Annotated in this window: 23 protein-coding genes and 3 pseudogenes; 1 reads left to right on the forward strand and 25 read right to left on the reverse strand. The window is 66.5% G+C overall.

The window, feature by feature from the left end; translation table 11 throughout:
* Positions 1–40: 40 nt before the first annotated feature.
* The 25 genes and pseudogenes from WDC87_RS06435 to merT form a co-directional block, all read right to left on the reverse strand.
* Positions 41–790, reverse strand: a complete 750-nt coding sequence (locus tag WDC87_RS06435; protein WP_003105620.1) for a TIGR03747 family integrating conjugative element membrane protein — start codon at positions 788–790, stop codon at positions 41–43.
* Positions 787–2979 (reverse strand): type IV conjugative transfer system coupling protein TraD, encoded by a 2193-nt coding sequence (gene traD, locus WDC87_RS06440; protein WP_301655141.1) that lies wholly within the window; start codon positions 2977–2979, stop codon positions 787–789. Before traD ends, WDC87_RS06435 begins: the two co-directional genes overlap by 4 nt.
* Before the next feature lie 4 nt (positions 2980–2983).
* Positions 2984–3532 carry an integrating conjugative element protein gene (locus tag WDC87_RS06445; RefSeq protein ID WP_003109779.1) on the reverse strand — a complete coding sequence of 183 codons (549 nt, stop codon included), beginning with the start codon at positions 3530–3532 and terminating at the stop codon, positions 2984–2986.
* A complete protein-coding gene (locus tag WDC87_RS06450; protein WP_003109780.1) occupies positions 3529–4119 on the reverse strand; it encodes a transglycosylase SLT domain-containing protein in 591 nt (196 codons plus the stop codon). Before WDC87_RS06450 ends, WDC87_RS06445 begins: the two co-directional genes overlap by 4 nt.
* Positions 4101–4838, reverse strand: coding sequence for a TIGR03759 family integrating conjugative element protein (locus WDC87_RS06455; protein ID WP_003098886.1), 738 nt, complete (start codon positions 4836–4838; stop codon positions 4101–4103). Before WDC87_RS06455 ends, WDC87_RS06450 begins: the two co-directional genes overlap by 19 nt.
* Positions 4839–4850: 12 nt before the next feature.
* Positions 4851–5495, reverse strand: coding sequence for a hypothetical protein (locus tag WDC87_RS06460; RefSeq protein WP_003098888.1), 645 nt, complete (start codon positions 5493–5495; stop codon positions 4851–4853).
* A complete protein-coding gene (locus tag WDC87_RS06465; protein WP_003098890.1) occupies positions 5492–6091 on the reverse strand; it encodes a PilL N-terminal domain-containing protein in 600 nt (199 codons plus the stop codon). The genes WDC87_RS06460 and WDC87_RS06465 overlap by 4 nt, the downstream gene beginning before the upstream one ends.
* A gap of 138 nt (positions 6092–6229) precedes the next feature.
* Positions 6230–8509 (reverse strand): helicase-related protein, encoded by a 2280-nt coding sequence (locus WDC87_RS06470; RefSeq protein ID WP_003098893.1) that lies wholly within the window; start codon positions 8507–8509, stop codon positions 6230–6232.
* 136 nt (positions 8510–8645) lie between these two features.
* A complete protein-coding gene (locus WDC87_RS06475; RefSeq protein ID WP_003098895.1) occupies positions 8646–8951 on the reverse strand; it encodes a hypothetical protein in 306 nt (101 codons plus the stop codon).
* An 89-nt stretch (positions 8952–9040) separates the two neighbouring features.
* Complete coding sequence (locus tag WDC87_RS06480; RefSeq protein ID WP_003098896.1) at positions 9041–9361, reverse strand: hypothetical protein; 321 nt, start codon at positions 9359–9361, stop codon at positions 9041–9043.
* A 50-nt stretch (positions 9362–9411) separates the two neighbouring features.
* A complete protein-coding gene (locus WDC87_RS06485) occupies positions 9412–10545 on the reverse strand; it encodes a DUF6094 domain-containing protein (RefSeq protein ID WP_254917107.1) in 1134 nt (377 codons plus the stop codon).
* Between the two features lie 40 nt (positions 10546–10585).
* A complete protein-coding gene (locus WDC87_RS06490) occupies positions 10586–11233 on the reverse strand; it encodes a hypothetical protein (RefSeq protein ID WP_003098901.1) in 648 nt (215 codons plus the stop codon).
* A gap of 76 nt (positions 11234–11309) precedes the next feature.
* Complete coding sequence (locus WDC87_RS06495; protein WP_003098905.1) at positions 11310–11570, reverse strand: hypothetical protein; 261 nt, start codon at positions 11568–11570, stop codon at positions 11310–11312.
* 16 nt (positions 11571–11586) lie between these two features.
* Positions 11587–11994: a hypothetical protein gene (locus tag WDC87_RS06500; protein ID WP_003098908.1), complete on the reverse strand. Its 408-nt coding sequence runs from the start codon at positions 11992–11994 to the stop codon at positions 11587–11589.
* A 106-nt stretch (positions 11995–12100) separates the two neighbouring features.
* Positions 12101–12439, reverse strand: a pseudogene (locus WDC87_RS06505) (hypothetical protein).
* A 94-nt stretch (positions 12440–12533) separates the two neighbouring features.
* Positions 12534–13223: a DUF3275 family protein gene (locus WDC87_RS06510; protein ID WP_003098913.1), complete on the reverse strand. Its 690-nt coding sequence runs from the start codon at positions 13221–13223 to the stop codon at positions 12534–12536.
* Between the two features lie 94 nt (positions 13224–13317).
* Positions 13318–14145 carry a DUF932 domain-containing protein gene (locus WDC87_RS06515; protein ID WP_003098915.1) on the reverse strand — a complete coding sequence of 276 codons (828 nt, stop codon included), beginning with the start codon at positions 14143–14145 and terminating at the stop codon, positions 13318–13320.
* Between the two features lie 145 nt (positions 14146–14290).
* Positions 14291–15196 carry a DUF3577 domain-containing protein gene (locus tag WDC87_RS06520; protein ID WP_003098919.1) on the reverse strand — a complete coding sequence of 302 codons (906 nt, stop codon included), beginning with the start codon at positions 15194–15196 and terminating at the stop codon, positions 14291–14293.
* Between the two features lie 310 nt (positions 15197–15506).
* Positions 15507–15791, reverse strand: a complete 285-nt coding sequence (locus WDC87_RS06525; RefSeq protein ID WP_003098923.1) for an XF1762 family protein — start codon at positions 15789–15791, stop codon at positions 15507–15509.
* Positions 15772–15957: pseudogene (locus WDC87_RS06530) on the reverse strand (XF1762 family protein); the annotation flags it as partial. The gene WDC87_RS06525 and the pseudogene WDC87_RS06530, both read right to left, overlap by 20 nt.
* A 141-nt stretch (positions 15958–16098) precedes the next feature.
* Entirely contained in the window at positions 16099–16383 is a 285-nt protein-coding gene (locus WDC87_RS06535) for a DUF3085 domain-containing protein (RefSeq protein WP_031629745.1), read from the reverse strand.
* Positions 16384–16428: 45 nt separating this feature from the next.
* A pseudogene (locus tag WDC87_RS06540) lies at positions 16429–17420 on the reverse strand (Tn3 family transposase); the annotation flags it as partial.
* Between the two features lie 24 nt (positions 17421–17444).
* Entirely contained in the window at positions 17445–19133 is a 1689-nt protein-coding gene (merA, locus tag WDC87_RS06545) for a mercury(II) reductase (protein ID WP_003098932.1), read from the reverse strand.
* 10 nt (positions 19134–19143) lie between these two features.
* Entirely contained in the window at positions 19144–19449 is a 306-nt protein-coding gene (gene merP / locus WDC87_RS06550) for a mercury resistance system periplasmic binding protein MerP (RefSeq protein WP_003098934.1), read from the reverse strand.
* A gap of 12 nt (positions 19450–19461) precedes the next feature.
* A complete protein-coding gene (gene merT / locus WDC87_RS06555) occupies positions 19462–19812 on the reverse strand; it encodes a mercuric ion transporter MerT (protein WP_003098936.1) in 351 nt (116 codons plus the stop codon).
* A 71-nt stretch (positions 19813–19883) separates the two neighbouring features.
* Between merT and merR the strand changes: the two genes are divergently transcribed.
* Complete coding sequence (gene merR, locus WDC87_RS06560) at positions 19884–20291, forward strand: Hg(II)-responsive transcriptional regulator (protein WP_003098939.1); 408 nt, start codon at positions 19884–19886, stop codon at positions 20289–20291.
* Positions 20292–20333: the final 42 nt, after the last annotated feature.

The raw sequence follows: 20333 nt of genomic DNA on the forward strand, positions 1-20333 counted from the left end.
ACGGCACACGGCTTTGCAGAGCCGTGCCGCCCGTGTCACCTCATAAGTACTTCTTGAAGCTGCCTGCGGTCAGGCTGACTGCCATCCCCAGCAACGCCGCGCTGGGCAGCAGGATGACCAGAGGATGCACCGATATGGGCAGAGCGAGATAGGTGGCCCAAGGCAGCACGGCCAACGGCATCAGGCTGGCCTTCGCGCGGTGGTAGATGAAGCCGGATTCGCGGCCCGCGCCGAACCGGCGCACATCCCGTCGCACCAGGCCGTCAATCAGGCCGACGAATGCCGCCGTGAGGATCAGCGGCAGCGTGAGCACCAGGACCAGCAGGCGCACCAGGAAGGTGAGCGTCGTGAAGGCCGCAGCGATCAGGTAGCTTTCGGCCCAGACATAGACTTGGCTGATGTAGTAGCGGAAGTTGCGGCTCTGCCCGTGGCTGGGCGCGCGGACGCGCTCGGCGGTCTGGCTCATGCGCTCCAGCAACCCCGAGCGCACGAACACCCACTCGTACCCGGTATCCACCAACTCGTGCGCCGTGCGCCCGGGCTCCTGTACCACCACGCTGCGCGTGAAGTGGTTGGACAGGTGCCCGAGTTCGTACCGCAGCATCTGCTGGGAGTGGCGCCAGCCCTGGTCCTTCCAGAACAGGTGCATGCCGGCGCACTCCACCACGATCGAGAACAGCAGCGAGCCAATGAGCACCCCGAGCAGCCGGAACGGTAAGGTGATGGTGCCGACGATCAAGCCTTGGCGATGGTTCTGCTCCCGCTGCGCGGTCGAGGCGGCATCCTTCATGGCACGGCCTCGTTGCCCGCGCCATCGTCGGCGCCGGTGGCCACCGCGCCGGGCTCGGCCGCAGCGGCATCGTCCAGCAGGTCGTCGGGCAAGGCCGCATCCTGCAAGGCCGACGAGCTGGTGAACTCCCACCACTGCGTGGCCTCGCTGTAGCTCTGGCGCATGTACCCGGCCAGTTGCTGCAGGTCCGCCGGCATCACTTCATCCGGGTCCGGCGCCGGCAGCGGCATACGCACCTTCCAGAGCTGGCCGCCCTGCAGCAGCGCGAAGCACTGGCCCTTGGGCAGGCCGACGACGTGTGACGGCTCGATCATCGGCACGCTGGCCATGCTGATGCGGTCCTGGGTGTTCGACGTGAAATCCGTCGCGCCGCGGATGTCTGAGCTGTCCGTCGCGCCCGAGACGATGGTGGTTGTATAGACCTCGACCTTCGGCAACTGCCTCGTCAGCAGTTCCGCGGTGGCCGTCTCGCGCACGCGCAACATGAATAAATTGTTGAAATTCCCGATCACTTGGCCGGCCTTCGCGCGATTTCCGATGCGGGCCTCGATGTCCGAGAGCGTCTGCGTGTACGCCGTGACTTGCAGGCCGGCACCGCCGCCCTTGTTGATGAGCGGGATGAATTCATCGCCCATCAGTTCATTGAATTCGTCCGCGTGCACGTTGATCGGCACGCGAGCGCCAGCCACTGCGCCGGGCAGGCCATCGTCGATTCCGTGCTTGTAGATGTGTCCGGCCACCGAAACCAGGTCAGAGAACATCGAATTGCCGACCGCTGCGGCGACCTCGGCGTCAGACAACGCATCCAGACCCACATAGACGATGGCCCGCTTTCGGATGACCTGCATCCAGTCGAAGATCGGGCGCGGGTCGGCCAGGTCGGAGTAGTTCGGCGCCAGGAGCTGGGCGATCTTGCCGCTCGTGAGCTTTTCCAGCAGCGGCAGCAGCGATGCAACGATCTTGTCGAAGTAGGTCTTGTCGTAGCGCACCGCCGAGCGCAGGCCATCGAGCACAGGGTCGTAGTTGCGCGCCTGGGAGAGGTATTGCTCCAGCGCCACCACACGCTTCTCGCGCCCGATCATGTTCCTTGGGATGTTCTTCTCGTTGAGCTTGGCCTCGATCTGGACGATCACCTCCCAGGCCTTGGGCTCCGTCTTGGCAAAGTAGTGCTGGGCGTACTCAATGAACAGCGCGTCGATGTTGATGACGTGGCGCTGGATCAGCATGTAGTCCGAGCGCTGCCCCAGTTCCACCAGGGCGCGGGCGATGATGTTCACGAAGCGCCATGCGAACTCGCGGAACGCCGCGCTGTTGCCTTCGCCGGAGAGCTGCCCCGCGATGCGTGTCGCCACTTCCGAGATCCGACCGAAGCGGCCCACGGCGTTGTAGCGGGCGCTGATTTCCGGCCAGCCCAAGTGGAAGATGTAGAACTCGCCTTCGCGGCCAGCGCGCTGGGCTTCGACGTACATCCGTTTCAAGAGATCGGCATCCCCCTTGGGGTCGATGACGATGACGACCTCATGCTCGCCGGCAGCATTCCTGCGGCGGATGTCCTGCGTGACGAACAACTCGGCCAGGCGCGTCTTGCCCACCCGCGTGGTGCCCAGCACCAGCGAGTGCCCGACGCGCTCGCCCAGCGGCAGGCTGACGTCCACTTCGTCGGGCTCGATGCCGTGCAGCCTTGGCAGGCCGCCGACAGGCGGCAACGGGCGCACGGGGTTGAAAGGCGCGTCCCAGCCGGTGAGCTTCGGCAGGCGCGAGAGCGGCAATGGCGCGAATTCCAGCCGTTCCTCCAGGCGCCTGGTCAGCCGGTAGGCCGGCGTCGGCTCGACGTAGCGGCGGAACTCGGGCCGGTACGTCTGCATCAGCCGATGCGTGTGCTTCTGCTCCCAGAGAAAGCCGCGCCCCACGAATAGGCGCTGCTGGCTGACCGGCACGTCCTTGCTGGTCATCACGTAACGCGGCAGACGGCGGATGTTGCGCCGGTAGCGCAGGATGATGCGGGCATCGCGGTAGCGGATCGCGCCGTAGGCGCCGAACGCCAAGGCGCTGCCGATGCCCATGGCCGGGCTCAGCGCGAGCGACCATGGGGCCACCAGGCACAGAAACGCGGCGCCTGCACACGCCGCGACGGTGTATAGCTCCACCGCTGGGCGTAGCAGAACCTCGACCGGCTGTTTGCCCGACATGGCTTCATTGCTCGATGCCGGTGGCCGTGATCAGCGCCGGGTAGTGCCGCAGGCCCAGGCGATCGGCCAGGTCGTCGCCGGCCACGGGCGCGAGCGGCACGCCCGGCACCAGGGCGCGCAGCCGCGCCAGGCCCTGCGCGGTCTCGACGTTGACGACCAGGCCGACCGCGCCACGTTCGCGCAAAGCGGCGGCGCGGCGCTGCAACCAGGCCCGGGAAGCCTCGTCGTCGCCGATGACCACGAACGGCCGCAGGCCGGGCGCTTCGATCACCCGTCGCGCGACGGTGCCGGGCGTGAGCTTGGCGCTGCGCACCGGCAGCATCGCGGCTTCGTCCGCCCGTGTGGCAGGAACCTGGGGCGTCGGGATGGACGGCCGCGCCGGTGCGTTGGCGCGCGGCTGGAGATTCAGGGCTTCGTAGTACGGCAATGCCGACGTGCCGCCACGGTCCTCGACAACGATCAGTGGCTCGCCGGCACGCGAGGCCAGCGGCAGGCCTGACAGCAGCATGAGTAGGCCCGTGAACGCGAGATGGGCGGGATGGGGTTTCGTCATGGGGAGGTCTCCTGGCGCGCCGCGAGGACCGCGGCGGCTGGTCGCGTGCCCTGCACGCGGGCAAGGTGGCGCGACACGCTGCGCCGATAGCGGGCGGCGGGCTCGCCGCCTGCGGGGCGGTGGTAGCGGCCGATCGCCAGCAGCCAGTCCTCGCCGGGGGTGTGCTGCTCCTTCAGGATCTCGGCGGCAACGGCCAGGTTGCGATACGGATCCAGCAGGTCGCACGCGCCGGTAAAGCGGTGCTTGTGGTAGCCGAGGTTGATCTGGCCCAGGCCCGCATCAATGCGCGTGTGCGGCGTGGCGCGCATCGCCTGCTGCAGGCCAGCGCAGGCGTCGGCGCGCGTGGCGAAGCGGCGCGACTGGCCGGCGACGTTGAGGGACCACGGCCACGGCACCAGGCGCCCGTTGCGCCGGATGCCGCTCTCCTGCAAGGCCACGGCGTAGAGCACGGTCGAGGGGATGCCTGCGCGCTGGGCGGCAAGCTGGTAAGCCGGTGGCGGAACCTCCTGGGCCAGGGCGGCAACGGCATACAGGCCGGCAGTGAGCACCAGTGCGCGCAGGGGCATGGCTACGGCTGGCGCTGCCATTGGCCGTTCACTTCGCGCACGGCGGCGGGCAGATCGCCGGGCAGGCCCAGTGACAGCCAGCGGCCGCCGTCGTGGTTGAGCGTGATGCTGCCGGCGCGCACGCGCGCCGGGTCGATCTGCGCGCGCTTGGCCCAGTCGCGGATGCGCGCGTCATCCTGGCGGCTGCCCACCATGTACAGGTCGAACTCCGCGCCCGAGGATTGCAGGCGCTGCACGAGCTGTCCGCAGGCTGCGCAGCCGTCCTTGACGAACACCGCCATGCGGCCGCTGCCGCGCAAGGGACTGCTGGATGGGCCGGCGCCCGGCTTGTCGTCGGGCAGGTTCACGCGCTGCATCCCCGGATTCAGGCGCTGCCAGGCCTCGTCGTAGGCGCGCTGGTAGGCGAGCAGCTTCTCGACGCGGCGCGCTTCCACCTGCACCTGCAGTTCCGCATAGCGGCGCCGTTCTTCGTCCGTGCGAGCTTCGATGCCCAGGGCGGACAGCGGGTCCAGGTTGGGCGAGTAGATACCCAGCGGCCCATCCATCAGCTCGCGGTAGCGTGCCCATTCTTGTGGCTGCAAGCCCCATTCGGTTGCCACCCGGTCGTCCAGCACGCGGGCGGCCAGCGGGCGCTCCTGGCTCTGTGCGTTGCGCGCCGAGGTCGTTGCGGGCTGCTGCGCCCAGGCGGGCCATTGCGACGACGCCACCAGGACCGCGAAAAGGAGGATCGACGGCTTCATGGGGTGCTCCGGTCAGGGAATCGCCACGCGGCGGGTCTGGTTGCCGGCCTGGAACACTGCGGTGTTGCCCTCGATCGCCTGCAGGCGCCACGGGCCGACCGCATCCCCGGGCAGCAGCACCTGAAGTTGGGCGGGCGTGAAGTCCCCGATGCTCGGCGCGACGGACACGCTGCGCTGGCCGGCGCGCAGTTCGGCGCCGACGACGCGGAATGGCAGCGGCGGCAGCTCGGTCTTGGAGGCGGCGGACGTGCGCGATGCGCGCCGCTGGGCGGGTGCGGTGGCACGCGCGGCGGCTTGGCGCGCCTTGATCTGCTCGACCTCCGCGCGCAGCGCCTGGAGGTCGTCGGCCGCTGCGTAGCCACTGAGAGATTTCTCGACCTGGGCCGCGCGTGCTTCCAGAATCTGGCGGGTGTCTTTGAGGTCAGCGTCCGTCGCGACGGCCGGGCGCTGCTGGATGGCCTCGATCGTCTCGGCCAAGCCAGTTGCCTGCGCTTCCAGGCGTTGCAGGCGGGAATCCAGCCGCTCCTGGTCGGCCTGGTCGCTGAGGGCCTGGTAGCCCAGGGCCGCCAAGACGCTGAGGAAGATCAACCAGAGCCACATCAGGCTCTGCACCACCACGGCGGCGGTCGATCGCTGGGCAGGTTGCGGGGCGTTCATGGCTGGCCTCCCGAAACCATGGGTGCCAGCGGGAACGTCTGCACCGCCTCGGTGGCGGGTGGCTCGGATGGGGACTCGGCGACCGCGCGATCGCCGGGCCGCTCGAAGCAGATTTGCCGTGCGCGGTCATCCGCGTGCAGTTCCCAGGCCGGGCCAGCCAGCGTGAGCAGCGCATCGCGCAAGGTCATGGGGCCGAGGTGCAGGTGTACCGCCGGCAACGGCAGCGCGTACAGCTCGATCACGGCATGCGCGGTCTGGCACAGGCCATAGCCGCTGCGTTTGAGCACGTGCCGAAGCCCATCCCCGACCGTGGCGCGGGCATCCTCGGGCATGGACACGTCGATGGTCTGCAACAACAGGTCGCGCTGCGCCGCCATGGGTGCCAGTTCGACCAGTGTGTAGCGGGCGTAGCGCACGACCGGGATGTACTCGGAAGCCTCGGGTTCAGGCGCGGCCAAGACTTCCGCGATGGTGTCGGGCGCGACCGGCGCAGTCGTCGTCGCGCAGCCACCGGCCAGCACCGACCACAGCAGGCCGAGAAATCCCGCCAGAAGGCGGCGTTCGGGATAGTGAAACCACGGTGGAGAGGGGCACATAGCTCGGCGTCCTGAAACATCCAGCCCTCACCATCGCCGCTCAGGCCGCGAGCGGCAGCAAACAATGCGAACCAGGCAGCGTCCGATTTACCGGGAGCGGCAAAAAAAACGGCCCCGAAGGGCCGTAAGTGGAACGTGTCATGCGGCGACAAGCTGCCGGGCCAGTGCGACCTCGACGGAATCACCGTCCTGGTTCAGGACATCGAGCCCGGATTCGGGCACGTCGCCCGAGGTGGACTGCGAGACCATGATCTTCTTGGCCATCAGCTCCAGGCAGGTCATCTGCGAGGAACCGGCGTAGCCGAGGTAGATCACACGCACGGGCTGCTTCTGCCCGATGCGCCAGGAGCGGCGTGCCGCCTGCTGGAGCGAGTACACGTTGTAGCCCGACTGCATGAACACGATCGTCGGGAACTCCAACAGGTCCAGCCCCGTCTTGACCAACTCGGGGTTGGTGATGAGCACGTCGATGCCACGGTCCAGTTGCTCGGCGATCCAGTCTTCGCGGCGGCTGGCATCCACGCTCGCGCGCAGCACCGCCACCTTGAAGCCTTCCTGCTCCAGCAACACCTTCAGGCGCGACGTGGTGTCGCGCGTGCCGGTATAGACCGTGTAGGCCAGGACCTTGCGGCCCTGCGCCTTCTCCTCTTTGCAGATGTCGATCAGCTCACGCTCCTTGGGGCTGATCTCGAACTCGTTGAACTGAGCCGGGACAAACGCCAAGGTGTTGCGCGTGCGCGGATGCACCACGGTCTCCGACCGGAAGCAGCAATCCGGCCAGGCCAGCAGCACGTTGAGGACCACACCCAGCAAGGTCGTATCGCGTCGCGCCAGAGCCTGTTTCAGCTCGGCGGTCAGCCGACCCGCCAGATCGCGGTAGGCCGCGGCTTGCGCCGTGTCCATCGCGACTTCACGGAACTCCTCGTCATACGGCGGCAGGACGTTGCCGCCGATGTCCTTGAGCTTGAGGAAGATCGTGAATGGCAGGATGCAGCGCAAGACGCCCTTGGGGCCGAAGCCCGGGGCCTTGACCGTGCGCACCGATACCTTGGTGCCCTTGGCCGTCTTGTGCGCCGTGCCGGTGCTCTCGGAGTAGATGTCCTTCAACACCCCGTGATCGCGCATGAACGCCATCGCAGCCGAGGTCATGCTGCCGCTCGTGGTCGGGCGGTAGCCGTCTTCGATCATCCGCCCCGGAAGGGCTCGGAACAGCAGGTGAAAAAGATCATCACCGTAGCCGCCCATCAGCGTGCCAGTCAGCAGCAAGGTCTTGCGAGCCTTCGCCGCCAGCACGCCCATGGCCTGGCCCTGGGCACTGCCCCCGTTCTTGTACTCATGCGCTTCATCAGCGATGAGCAGGTCGAACGTACCTTGCGGCAAGTACCTCTTGATGAACTCCGAGGGTTGATAACCGCCCTCGCCAAAGCCGAACTCCATGTTGGCCATCGCACGTTCCATGCGCGTGGCTTGACGGTCGGAAAACACCAGCTCGCCGTTGCCATCCATGAGGTTGATGAACTCGTGGATGTTGTCGCCCAGCATCGAGGCCAGGAAGCCGTCACCGAACTTCTGCATCAGCTTCTGCGCAGTGACTTCCCCGATGGTCGGGATGCGCTTCAGGGCTTTGAGGACGGCCGAGGACTGGTCGCTGCCGGACAGGCTGCGCGGGCGGATCAGCGTCCACAGGGGCGCAGCGCAATGGCTGCACTTCCTGCGGTACTCCTCGGCTTCGAGCGCGACCGGGTTGACCGGCTCGCCGTCGAGGTCGGTGATGACCGTGCCGCAGTCCGGGCAGGCCGCCACGTCGCCGTGGCGGGTGCGCCGCTGGGTGAAGACGGGCTTCCAGTGGAAACCCATCCGCATCCTGACGCGCCCCAGGACGAAGAACTCCTGGCCCGTGGGCTGCACGCCCAACTGCTCACGCAGCTTGAGGAGCTTGACGAGCGTATCCGGCCCATTGAGCACCCATACCTTGGCGCCGGCCACCGTCTCCTGGATCTCCCGCCGCCACTTGTAAACCAAGTGCGGTGGCGACAGGACCAGAGTGCGGCGGTAGCCTTCGGCGTTGAGCACGGCGGCCGCGGCGATGCCAACGGTCGTCTTACCACAGCCCATCTCGCCATTGACGATCGCGGCGCGTTCGCCACGGTCGATCAGCAGCTCGGCGGCGGCGTGGACGACTTCGGCCTGGGCCGGGAACAGCTTGCGTTTGAGGCTGGCGACGATGAGCTGCCGGTGCGCCTGCGGTTGGCCGGTATAGACAGGCGGGTTGGCGCTGTTGAGGGCGTCGAGCAGTTCGTCGCCGAACTCGCCGACGAAATCCTGAAGGCTCAGGGTCAGAGGGGATGATTCCGCGTCGAGCAGTTCGCCCTGTACGGGCGCGGCGTCAGCGGCAGTGGTTTCGAGATCGAAGGACATTGTGATGCTCCAATGAAAAATGGGGCATGCACCACCCCCAGCGGGGCAATGGCATGCCCCGTGGTGGGAAGGAAATCGGCGCGCGGCCGAAGGTGGTTGAAGATGCTGGCCTGAGTGGCCTGCGGGTGAACCGTGCTCAGTCTTCGGACGGCAGCACGATGGCAGTGACGCTGCGCCCCGCATCGGTGATGATGCGAATGGCGAGTCCCGGGTGGATCACATAGTGCGATTCCAGCGACGCGCCCGATTGAAGTGCAACGCCGTTGGCGTGCCATTGGCAGACGTTGACGTCACCCCAGTCGCCACGGGTGTGGCGCCTGAAGTACGGAATCGGGTCCAGGCGACCCGCGCGGACAAGGCGATCAATGCCTCGGCTGAAGATGAGCGCCCCGATGGGGAACGCCAGCCTCTGGCAGTAGGTTTCGATGCGATGCGATGCCATGGGCTCCTCCTTGAAAGGCTATTGAGCCACGACACCCCTGGCGGAGTGAAGTGGCTCCGTCAAGTGGATGGGATGACGAGGCGGCGCCTTCAGATCAGGTCGCGCTCTTCGGGAAGCTGGACCACCGTGGTCTGGTGGTCTTCGCTGGTCTTCACGAGCAACACCAGTTCCGGCGTGATCCGGTACTGGGAGATCATCAGGTTGTCCTGTTGGATTGCGACGTCGTTGGCTTGGCGGGTGGCCTCATCGATCTCGCCCCAGTCCCCGCGCACATGGCGCTGGACATAGGCCAAGGGGTCGATCAGGCCTCGCCGAGCCAGCCAATGCACCTTCTCGCTCAACTTCAACGTACTCGGTGCGAACAAGGGTTGCTTGCGCGGCGCAGGCCGCTTGAACGGATTGGGGAACATGGTGTTTCTCCTTCGATGTGGTACAGCAGGACGGCAGCGCGTCCGGTGGATCAGCGAATGGTCAGCACCTCGCCCCTTGTCGGGGAGCCAGGCGTCATGTCCCACGCGCGGATAACGGGCACAAACTTGTCGGTGAGGATGCGTGTCTCGGCGATGGAGCCGTCTTCGCGTTCGGTGAATTCCCGCTGGAGCGTCTTGTCCTTGTGGGTGTCACCTTTGACGACGAGCACGCGCCCCGTCTGGGAGCGCACGACGCCGGAGATCGCGCCCGCGGCCAGAGCCAGGGCGAGATGCCAGTGGGACAAGGCCCGCGCCGGTGGACGCAGCGACTGCTGCGCGGTCCCCAAGTGCGTGTCCAGCGACGGCCAAAGGCCTTGCAGCCGGCCAACCTCGTCGGCGAACTGTTCGGGCTCCATCGTCACGCGGAAGAAATGCTCCGGCTCGGCCGGACTGGCGGGGACGATGTACGGCAGGAACGGCCATTCGCTCGGCAGTTCCTCGGCTTCGACTTCGCCAAGCCCAACCTGCAGCAGCAGATTGCGCACGGCCTTGACGCCATCGGGTGCCAGCTCCCGCTGACGGACCCGGCGGCCGAAGATCACCACCTGCTTGAACTGCGTTTCCACCGCTCGGTAGATACGCAGATCGGTGTAGTGGCGCGTCAACCAGCCGACCAGCTCCGCGTCGAGCACGTAGCCGGGGACGATGAAGACCAGCACGCCGCCGTATTGCAACAGCGACAGCGAACGCTGATAGAACAGCTTTTCGAGGCGGGCACGGCCCTGGCCCTGATAGCCGATGTTGCCGTTGACGTCCTTGGACAGGTCGCCATACGGTGGATTCAGCCACAGTAGTCCGAAGGACTGCTTGGAGATCATCGTGTCCATCAGGTCCGCGTGCAGGCAGTGATCGACCAGGCCGCGGGCATGGCGCGCCCGCTCGGCGTCGAATTCGACGGCGAACGCCTTGGTCTGTTCGCGCCCGAGGGCATGAGAGGCTTCGGCGATTGCCACGCCTTCACCGGCGCAGGGATCGAGGATGCACATCGGCCCGTCGCTGGGCATCAGTGCGTTGAGGGCTCTTTCGAGCGTGGGTTCGTCGGTCGGGTAGTACCCATTTTTGGCGAAATTGCGGGCGAGCCGCGGGAACATGAGAGCCATGGAAGTCTCCTGGTTGGCGGGGATGAATGACGGAAGCACGCCAAGGCGTGCCTCCGAGGGTGGGTCAAGCCGCTACCGCTTCCGGCGTCCAAATCTTGGCCGGATAGGGATAGGCGGTGAGCGCGTCACTGCGGATCAGGGAGCCCAGCGCCAAGCTCAGCGCCGGCACGTCGATGGCGAGCCGATGGCCTTCCAGCGGCCCGAGGGCGAACGGAAGGCGGGCCAGCATCTCGCGGCTTTGCAGCAGTTCCAGCACGGTCTCGCGCCAGTGGTCGAGCAGCGGCAACGGGCAGGTGTCCCGCACCAGCATCCACAGGCGGTCAAGCCGGTGGGCGCTGTCACGTGGCAGCAGTGCCAATGCGCTGGCGTTGGCCTTGTCGGGCTTGACGCAGCGCCGGTCGAACAGCCACACGTTGGACAGCGAACCGAACAGCGTTCGCCGGTAGGCGCGCGTGATGCGCTTTTCCAGGCGATCGACGTTGCCGATGAATACCGGGACGCTGCCGCCCTGGTCGGTGATGACGTGGAACTGGTCCAGTCCCTGCTCGTCGCGCCCGAGGGTCAGGCGTGCAAGGAACTGCTGGACGGCGGTGTCCCGCGCCCAGATGGACAGGAAGATCAGGTTGCCCTGGTCATCGCCGACGCAGGCGTCGGCCATCACGTCCGGGCATTCGTCGATGCGGTACAGCGTGGAAGAAGTGTTTGCGGGCATGGTGGTGTCCTCGGATGAACGGGAACAGCACCGCCCGCTGGGGCAAGTACTGCCCCAGGGGGTGGAAGAAAACCGCTCAGTCCGGCTCGAACTGTTGGGTGTGCGGATTGAAGTGAAGCGCCTCGTCCACCGCGGTGATCGGCGTGAAGCCGTCCAGGTAGATGTTGTTGAGGTACTGGTCGCGGTAGGTCAGCGCCTGCCGTGCCTGCTCCTCGGTGAGGCCGTTGTCGATGAAGTACCCCAGCATTTCCTCGTCGGAGGAAACTTCGTCGTTGGACAAACTGCCTTCAACGAGCTTCAACAGCGAGAGCGGGAGTGCAGCCAGGATCGGGTCCATGTCGGTTCCTCCTGGCTCAGGCCAACAGCGCCGCGGCGGGTGCCGTGACAGCCGTGGGTGTGCGCCGCCGTGCGTGGTAGGCGCGAACGCCTGCACGCCAGTCGGCGGACTGCTCCGGTGCGAGGTCCAGATAGGACAGCGGGCACGAGTAATAGTACGGATGCATGGACTCTTCCAGCGGCTTGTAGCCCCACTGGTTGCCGCTTCGTTCCAGCAGATCGCAGCGGATGTAGCGCAGGGACTGGCCCGGCGCGAGATCACGATGCACACCTTCGACCTTGGCGGTCAGTTCGACCACGGACCACAGCACGTTGCTGCGCAATGCGTGAGCGATAACCTTCGCGCTGACGCGCTCGGTCTGCTGTGGTGCGATCAGTTCCGCGATCAGTTCAGACCGCGATTGGGGAGAGAAATACCAGCCCATGAGAGGCCTCCTCGAAAAGTTGAGCTGGAGGCCTCCCCGTGGGGAAGAACCCCCAGTGGGTGATGGAATGCCGCAGGTGCAGCGAAGGAAAACCTATGCCTTGCCCTTAGTCCCAGTCGTCATCGTCGCGATCACAACCAGCCGGGCAGCTGCCGAACTCGATCCCATGCGAGCAATAGCCGTGCTCCGCATTCCAGTCCTGGGTTTCCTGCCGTTCGGCCGGTGTTGCGTAGTCTCATTCCTGTGCGATCTTCAGCGCCTGTGCGCGCTGTTCTTCGGGCAATCGACCGAGTTGCGCGTCGATCGCCGAACTGAAGCGTTCGACGTAGTAGTCGTGAGACAGTCCGCAACCCTTGGTGGCTTGTGCGGCTGCCGTCTCGCAGAGAGCCCGCCACGCGGGTTCATCCAGCGCGGAGCGGGGGATATCGCAAGCGATGGTGGACATGATGAAGACCTCCAGAAGATGGCCAGGGCCTCCCCCGCATGGGGAAGGAACCCCGGCGGGTGGATGAAGAACACCGCGCATGCGGCGTCTGCGATCACGCAGGTTGCAGTTCGGCCTGGCGGCTCCACTCCTGCGTCTTGAAGTCCAGCGCGTAGCCCAGCTCGCCCAGGCGGACGATCTGTGCACGCAAAGCGCGGCGGTCGATGGTCGAATCCAGTTTCACGGACTCGCCCAGCGGCCACAGCAGGCCGAAGAGCGCGGGGTCACCGTCTTGGGTGCTGCCGGGGGCAGCAGCCTCAGCAGGTGGCGGCGCATCCACGCCAAAGGGCGTGGTATCGACCATCGGGTCCGCGGACGCCTGCACGGGTGCGGGCTTGGCGGGCCTGGACGCTTTGGTGGGCTTGGCCGGCGTTGCCGCAGGCTGCGCCCCTTGCTCTTCATCGAGCGGATCGACGTCCTGGGTGGCGAAGCTGCGGGCTTCGTCGCGGCTGAGTTTGTCGATGCCGTTGAGCGTCATGCCGTCGAGGCTGGCACGGATCTCGAACCGCATGCCGCCGCCGACCGGATAGGACTTCGGGAAGATGTACCTGATGATGAATTCCCCGTCGTACTTGCCTTCGGGGTACTGCTCCAGCTCCGGGTCTTTGACCTCGAACGTACCGAGGTGCGTGGCGAGGCGGCCAACCGTGAACGGGCCGTTCTTGCCGCGGATGGTACGCAGCGTGAGCTGGCCGGGGACGACGATGGGCGCAACCGATTTCTCGGGTGCCAATGGGGTTGCCATGATGGTTCTCCTGATGATGAATGACGGGCCGCCGACGGCACCCGGTGGATGAGAGGAAATGGCTTCGCCCGAGGTGGGCGAGGTCCGCGTGGCATCACGCCTTGAGCTGGCGCATGCCTTCGGCCAGCAGCCACAACGCCCGGTTCAGGCGCAGGTTCTGGTCGATGCCTTGCACCGGACGGGTGCGCTGATTGCGGCCGTTGGCCGTGCGTCCGTTCAGGCCCCCTTTGACGAGGTTCTCCTGGACGCGGTTGAAGACGGCCCACAGGTCGTTCTTGCGGTCGTCCCATCGCCGGGGTGCCAGCAGTTGGCACTCCGTGACAGGCGTGGACTTGGCTGGATCGTCGTACTTGAGTGCGAGCGCGGAGTTTGCAAAGACCTCCGCTTCGCCCTCATCGAGGGTGATGGTGCGCATCGCATCGCGCGCGTTCTGCACGCGCTCGAAGCCGTCGAGGACTCCGTAGGCACCTTCGATCACCTGGCTGACCACGTCGCCCTTGTGGGGAACGCGGATGTCGGCGGTGGTGTCACCGCAAACCAGGCCGTTGTGGCAGACGAACCGGAACATGCCGGCGAGCATCTGATAGCTGCTCGTGCCGTCATGGCTGTTGAGCAGGATGATCTCGTTCGCCTCGTCGCCGTTGATCTGGCTTGCATGGCGAAGTCGGATGAGGTGCTTCGTGTACTCGCGCCGGTCTTCGTTGCGCACGCGCGTCTGACACACCATGAAGGGCTCGAAGCCCTCCTGGCGCAGCTTGGTCAGCACGGTCGAGGTCGGTATGTAGGCATACCGATCGGACCGGCTCCCATGTGGAGCGTCGGCGAAGATCGACGGAACGACGGCACGAATGCGGTCGTCCGAGAGTGGGCGATCAGAGCGCAGGATCGGGGATTGCGGAGCAAAGCGGGATACCAGAGACATGGCTGATCTCCTTTGAGAAATTCGACAACCGCGTGGCCGTGAGACCACGCGGAACTCGGGGGATGAAATGCGCAAGCACGCGTCCTGGGGACGCGGCGTACGTGGGGAGGAAAAGCGACAAGGCCCCGTGAGAGGCCGTGCCGGATCAGAACGAAGCAGCCAATGCCGGCTCCTGCTCCTGGACTTGCGCCTCGGGCTCGCGCTCGGCGGGCTCGGTGGCCGTGTCGATGGCATCGTCGGCTTCGGACGCGGATGCGTCTTCGGCCGGCGGCGCCTCGGCTTGCGCCTGGCTCGTCGGATAGACCTGGGTGCCGTCGATCTTGATGAGACCGATGTGGACCAGCGTCGATTCCAGGCTGGCGGCCGGTTCCCCGGCGTGCTCACCCTTGGTGCGGATGTACGGATCGATCTTCATGTCGTTCAGACGGAAGGCGATCAGCACCTTGCGGTCACCCTCGATGGCCTGAACGCACCGGCGAACCAGGTGCTCGGCTTCCGGGGTGGCGACGATGGTGTCGAAGTACCGATACTCCGGTTCATCGACAGGCCCGGCCAGTGCCGCGACGGTGCAAGAGAGGAACGAGTCGCCAGCTTTTGGGGTGACGTCCTTCACACGATTGAGATAGCCGATGCCGCGGGTGATCAACTCGTGCTGCTCGATCGAAGCCAGTTCGGCCCGGTCGATCAGTTCGGCCTTGAGCAGTCGCGCCTTGAGGGACGCGGCGGCCTGACCCTTCTGCTCACCCTTGTCGCGGATGTACACATCGCCCCACAGGTCACCGAGGCGAAAGCGCACCAGCGGGCGCTGCTTGGGATCGTCAACGCCGATGTAGCGCTGAACGAGCTTCTTGGCCTCGGCACCCGAGACCTTGACGTCGAAGTAGCGGTAGCTGGGGTCCCGGGCGGGGCCGACCAGCGCGGCGATGGTGCATGCCAGGAAAGGCTGCGCACGGCGGCCGCCCCGGACGGGCACTTCACGGACACGCTGGATGTAGCCGATGCCCGAGGTGTGGAGGTCGAAATACGATTTCTCGTTGGACGTGGTGTTCATGGTGAATCTCCATTGGGATGAAGCGGAGACACACCGGCCCACGCATGCGGGGAAGGTGCGTGACCCCGCGGTGGGTTGATAAGGCGAAAGCATCCGCCACCAGAGGCTGGTGGCCGCTCGCGGAAGGATGCGGTGCGAGCTGGCTCGGTCACGCAGTGGGAACTGCGCCGCAACCTCGAAGACCGATGGTTGCCTGGCATGTCGCTGACGACGTCAGCAGGCATGGGGCCAGCATGGCGGGGCCTCGCGCGCGCGGCAGCAATCAATCGGCACCCGGGCGCTTCCCTTTGTCCGCGCCACCCGGCGCCTGTCACAGGCACTTGGCGCCGCGCAGGTGCTCGGGGGTATCGGCGCGCGGACGGCCGGGACGGCTCCAGGCGCCGCCACCGCGCGCGCCGATCAGCCGCCAGCCGGCGGCGCGCAGGCTGGCGCCACCTTCGTCGGGCATGGTGTAGGTGAGCAGGCGTATGTAGCCCAGCGCCCTTGCCGCCTGCCAGGCCGCGCCGTAGAGCTTGCTGCAGGCGCTGGGTGTGCCGTCGGTGCACAGCCGCGTGACTTCCAGCGTCCAGGTGCCGCGCGACCGGGCGGCCGACAATGGCCACGCCGTGGATCAGGTCGCTGTCGCTCAGCGTGACGGCCAGGGCGAACTTCGCGCCCTGGACCGGGCGGTGGTGGCGATGGTGCGACAGAACGAATGCATTGGCCGTGCGCAGCGACACCGGTAGGAGGTGCAGCCTCGGCGAGGTCGATGGCGTGTTCATGCGGTTGTCTCCGGTGGCATGCCGGCGTTGTGGCCGGCGGGGCGTGCCTCGGCGGCTGGAGACAAACGCGCACGCGCGGCGATGGCGGCGGTGCGAACAAAAGAAGGCCCCCGATGCGGGGGCTGCGAGGCGGTTGCCGCGTCAGGCGGGAGGCACCACTGCTAAGGACAGGTGCGTGGCGGTGGCGGAAAGCACGAGATCGTCCGCCGAGTGCTGGAGGCGCGTGAACAGGCCGTCCTTCGGGTCGAAATACTCCGCGAAGTCATCGCCGCCCAGCTCGCGGCCGGCGAGGTGCCACCAGTCATCGAACGGGTCGGTGTCCGGGTTGCATCCGACGGCGTAGGCGAGCAGTGCCTGGCGCCCATCCGGGCGACGCTCCCCACGCTCGGCGAGGAAGTACACGCCCTGATCCTTGACCAGGACAATGCGGCACTGATTGGGGACGTCTCAGAAAACGGAAAAAATCGTACGCTAAGCCGGTTGCAGCGGTCGTAGCGGCCTGAACTTGCCCGCGCCGATCTTGGCGCTGCTGCGCCAGAGGTAATCGCCGGTCAGGTTGATGTGCTCCCAGCCCAGCGGCGACAGGTACTGCAACAGGGCGTCATCGACAGTCTGGCCGTGACCGCGTAAGGCGTTTGAGGCCCGTTCCAGATAGACCGTGTTCCACAACACTATGGCCGCCGTCACCAGGTTGAGGCCGCTGGCCCGGTAGCGCTGCTGCTCGAAACTGCGGTCGCGGATTTCGCCCAGCCGGTTGAAGAACACGGCGCGGGCTAGCGCGTTGCGGGCTTCGCCCTTGTTCAGTCCGGCATGCACGCGGCGGCGCAGCTCGACGCTTTGCAGCCAGTCCAGGATGAACAGCGTTCGCTCGATGCGGCCCAGCTCGCGCAGCGCCACGGCCAGGCCGTTCTGGCGCGGGTAGCTGCCGAGTTTCCTGAGCATCAGCGAGGCCGTCACCGTGCCCTGCTTGATCGAGGTGGCCAGCCGCACCTTGGCGTTGATCGCCTTGCCGGACGCCTGGAACTGCTGCTGATGCTTGTGCTTGGCAGCGTTGAACAGCTTGCCCAGGATGCGGTCGTGCAGGTCGATGATTTCGTCGGTGACGGTGGCCATGCCCTCGATGGCGAGCGCACCAGGGTCGCGTAGCGGCGCTGTGCCTCGAACTTGGCCAGATCGGCGGGCGTCATCTGGCCGCCTTCGCGGGCGATCTTGAGCAGGCGGTTCTGGTGCACCGACCGCTCGATGCCGGAAGGCAGGTCGAGCGCCTGCCAGGCTTTGAGGCGCTCGATGTGTTCGAGTATGTGGCGCGAGTTCGGCTTGACGGGCGACTGGCGCAGCCAGGCCAGCCAGGTCGTCTTGCCGTTGTCGTGGCGCTTGAGCAGATCGTCGAGGCGGTGCCGGTGGGTGGCCGACAGGGGATCGGACAAGGCCGCGTAGATGCGGCGGTTGGCGCGGCTGTAGGCGTTCATCGAACACCTCCCTTTTCCTCATCCGGCGCAACAGGACAGTTGCTTCACGTCCTTGTTGAAGGTCTGCGCCGCGAGCTTCAGTCCCTCGACCATGGTCAGGTAGGGGAACAACTGGTCGGCCAGCTCCTGCACGGTCATCCGGTGGCGGATCGCCAGCGCGGCCGTCTGGATCAGTTCGCCCGCTTCCGGCGCGACCGCCTGTACGCCGATCAGCCGCCCTGAGCCAGCTTCCGCCACCAGCTTGATGAAGCCGCGCGTGTCGAAGTTGGCGAGCGCCCTCGGCACGTTGTCGAGCGTCAGCAGCCGGCTGTCGGTCTCGATGCCGTCGTGGTGCGCTTCCGCCTCGCTGTAGCCCACGGTCGCCACCTGCGGATCGGTGAACACCACCGCCGGCATCGCCGTCAGGTCCAGCGCCGCGTCGCCGCCGGTCATGTTGATCGCGGCGCGCGTGCCGGCCGCCGCCGCCACATAGACGAACTGCGGCTGGTCGGTGCAGTCGCCGGCAGCAAAGATGTGCGGTGCGCTCGTGCGCATGGCGCGGTCGATGACGATGGCTCCCTGCGCATTGACTTCGACGCCTGCCGCTTCAAGGTTCAGGCTGCGCGTGTTCGGCGCGCGACCGGTGGCGACCAGCAGCTTGTCGGCGCGCACTTCCCCCTGCCCGGTGGTGAGCACGAATTCCCCGCCCGCATAGGCAACGTGGCTCGCCTGGGTGTGGTCCAGCACCTCGATGCCCTCGGCGCGGAAGGCGTCTGTTACGGCTTCCCCGATGGCCGGGTCTTCTCGGAAGAACAGCGTGCTGCGCGCCAGGATCGTGACCTGGCTGCCCAGCCGGGCGAAGGCTTGCGCCAACTCGACCGCCACCACGGAGGAACCAATCACGGCCAGCCGCTCGGGGAGCGAGCTGCTTTCCAGCGCCTCGGTGGAGGTCCAGTGGGGTGTGTCCGCAAGGCCCGGGATTGGCGGAAGCGCCGGGCTCGCGCCGGTGGCAATCAGGCAGCGGTCGAAGTTCACCTCGTGCGTGCCGCCGTCAGCGGTCGCCACGGTCAGCGTGCGCGTGTCCCTGAACCGGGCCTCGCCGCGCAGCACGGTGATGGCCGGAGTGCTTGCCAGGATGCCTTCGTACTTGGCATGGCGCAGCTCCTCGACGCGGCCTTGTTGCTGGGCCAGCAGCCGCTCGCGCAGTACAGCGGGCGCTGCGGCCGGCAGGCCAGCATCGAACGGGCTTTCGCGGCGCAGGTGGACGATGTGCGCGGCGCGGATCATGATCTTGGACGGCACGCAGCCGACATTGACGCAGGTGCCGCCGATGGTGCCGCGCTCGATCAGCGTGACGCGGGCGCCTTGCTCCACGGCCTTCAAGGCAGCCGCCATCGCCGCGCCGCCGCTGCCTATCACAGCCACGTGCAGCGCTTGTTCACCGCCAACATGCTTCGTTTCGCCACCGAGCCAGCCCAGCGCCTTGTCTAGCAGGCCGGCAGGCTTGTTCGGCGTGTCGGTAAGCCGTGCGCGATAGCCGAGCGTGGCCACTGCGGCAACCAGCGGGGCCACGCTCACGCCTGCATCCGCCTCGATTTCGGCCTGCCGCTGCGGATAGGACACCGAGGCCGCGCGCACGCCGGGCACGTTCGTCAAAGCCTGCTGGACGTGCTCGGCGCACGACGTGCAGGTCATGCCTTCGATGTGGAGGGTGATCGCCTCGGCCATGATTACGCCCTCACTGCTTGACGCTGGACGGGTAACCCGCGTTTGCGGTGGCCTTGGTCAAGGCGTCGGCATTGGTCTTGGCCTCGTCGAAGGTGACGACGGCCTCCCGCTTCTCGAAGCTGACTTCGGCCTTCTCGACGCCGGCGACCTTGGACAGAGCCGTCTTGACCGTGATCGGGCACGCGGCGCAGGTCATGCCGGGCACCGACAGGGTGACGGTCTTGGTGGCAGCCCAGGCGGGCGCGCTTAGAGCGGCGGCCAGGGCGATGAGGGTGGTGAGGGTGGTGAGGGTGGTGAGGGTGGTGAGTTTCTTCATGGTGATCTCCTTTCAGTAGAACAGCGGCAGGACGTAGGGAAACGCGAGGGCAACCAGAACCAGGGCGGCCACGATCCAGAAGATCACCTTGTAGGCAGTCCGCACTTGGGGCACGGCGCAAACGTCGCCGGGCTTGCAGGCATGGGCTGGTCGGAAGATGCTGCGCCAGGCGAAGAACAGCGCGATGAGCGCTGCGCCGATGAAGATCGGCCGATACGGCTCCAGCACGGTCAGGTTGCCGATCCACGCGCTAGAGAAGCCGAGCGCGACCAGGACAAGGGGGCCGAGGCAGCAGGCCGAGGCGAGGACGGCCGCGACGCCGCCGGTCGCCAGTGCGCCGCGGCCGTTCTTGGGTTCCGACATAAGGTTCTCCTTCCGGGACTTCGCTTGATGCTGTAACGTTACTTCCGTAGTCAACTACGGAGTCAAGCGCCATGGAGAACGCTCAAGAGAATCTGACCATCGGGGCCTTCGCCAAGGCAGCCCGGGTCAACGTGGAGACGATCCGCTTCTATCAGCTCAAGGGCTTGCTACCCCAGCCGGAGCGGCCCTACGGTCGCATCCGCCGCTACGGGCAGGCGGACGTGGCGCGGGTGAAGTTCGTGAAGTCAGCCCAGCGCCTGGGATTCAGCCTGGATGAAGTCGGCCAGCTCCTGAAACTGGAGGACGGCACCCATTGCAGCGAGGCGGCCGAACTGGCTGCTCACCGGCTGGCCGATGTGCGCGCACGCATGGCGGACCTCACGCGGATGGAAGAGGCCCTGTCGACGCTAGTGAGAGAGTGCAACGCGCACCATGGCAATGTTTCCTGCCCGTTGATCGCAGCTTTGCATTGCTGCTAAAGGGCCCACTTCGGCTCTTAGCGTACGATTTTTTTCCGTTTT

Source organism: Stenotrophomonas maltophilia group sp. Smal12, from assembly GCF_037079935.1.
GTDB lineage: Bacteria > Pseudomonadota > Gammaproteobacteria > Xanthomonadales > Xanthomonadaceae > Stenotrophomonas > Stenotrophomonas sepilia.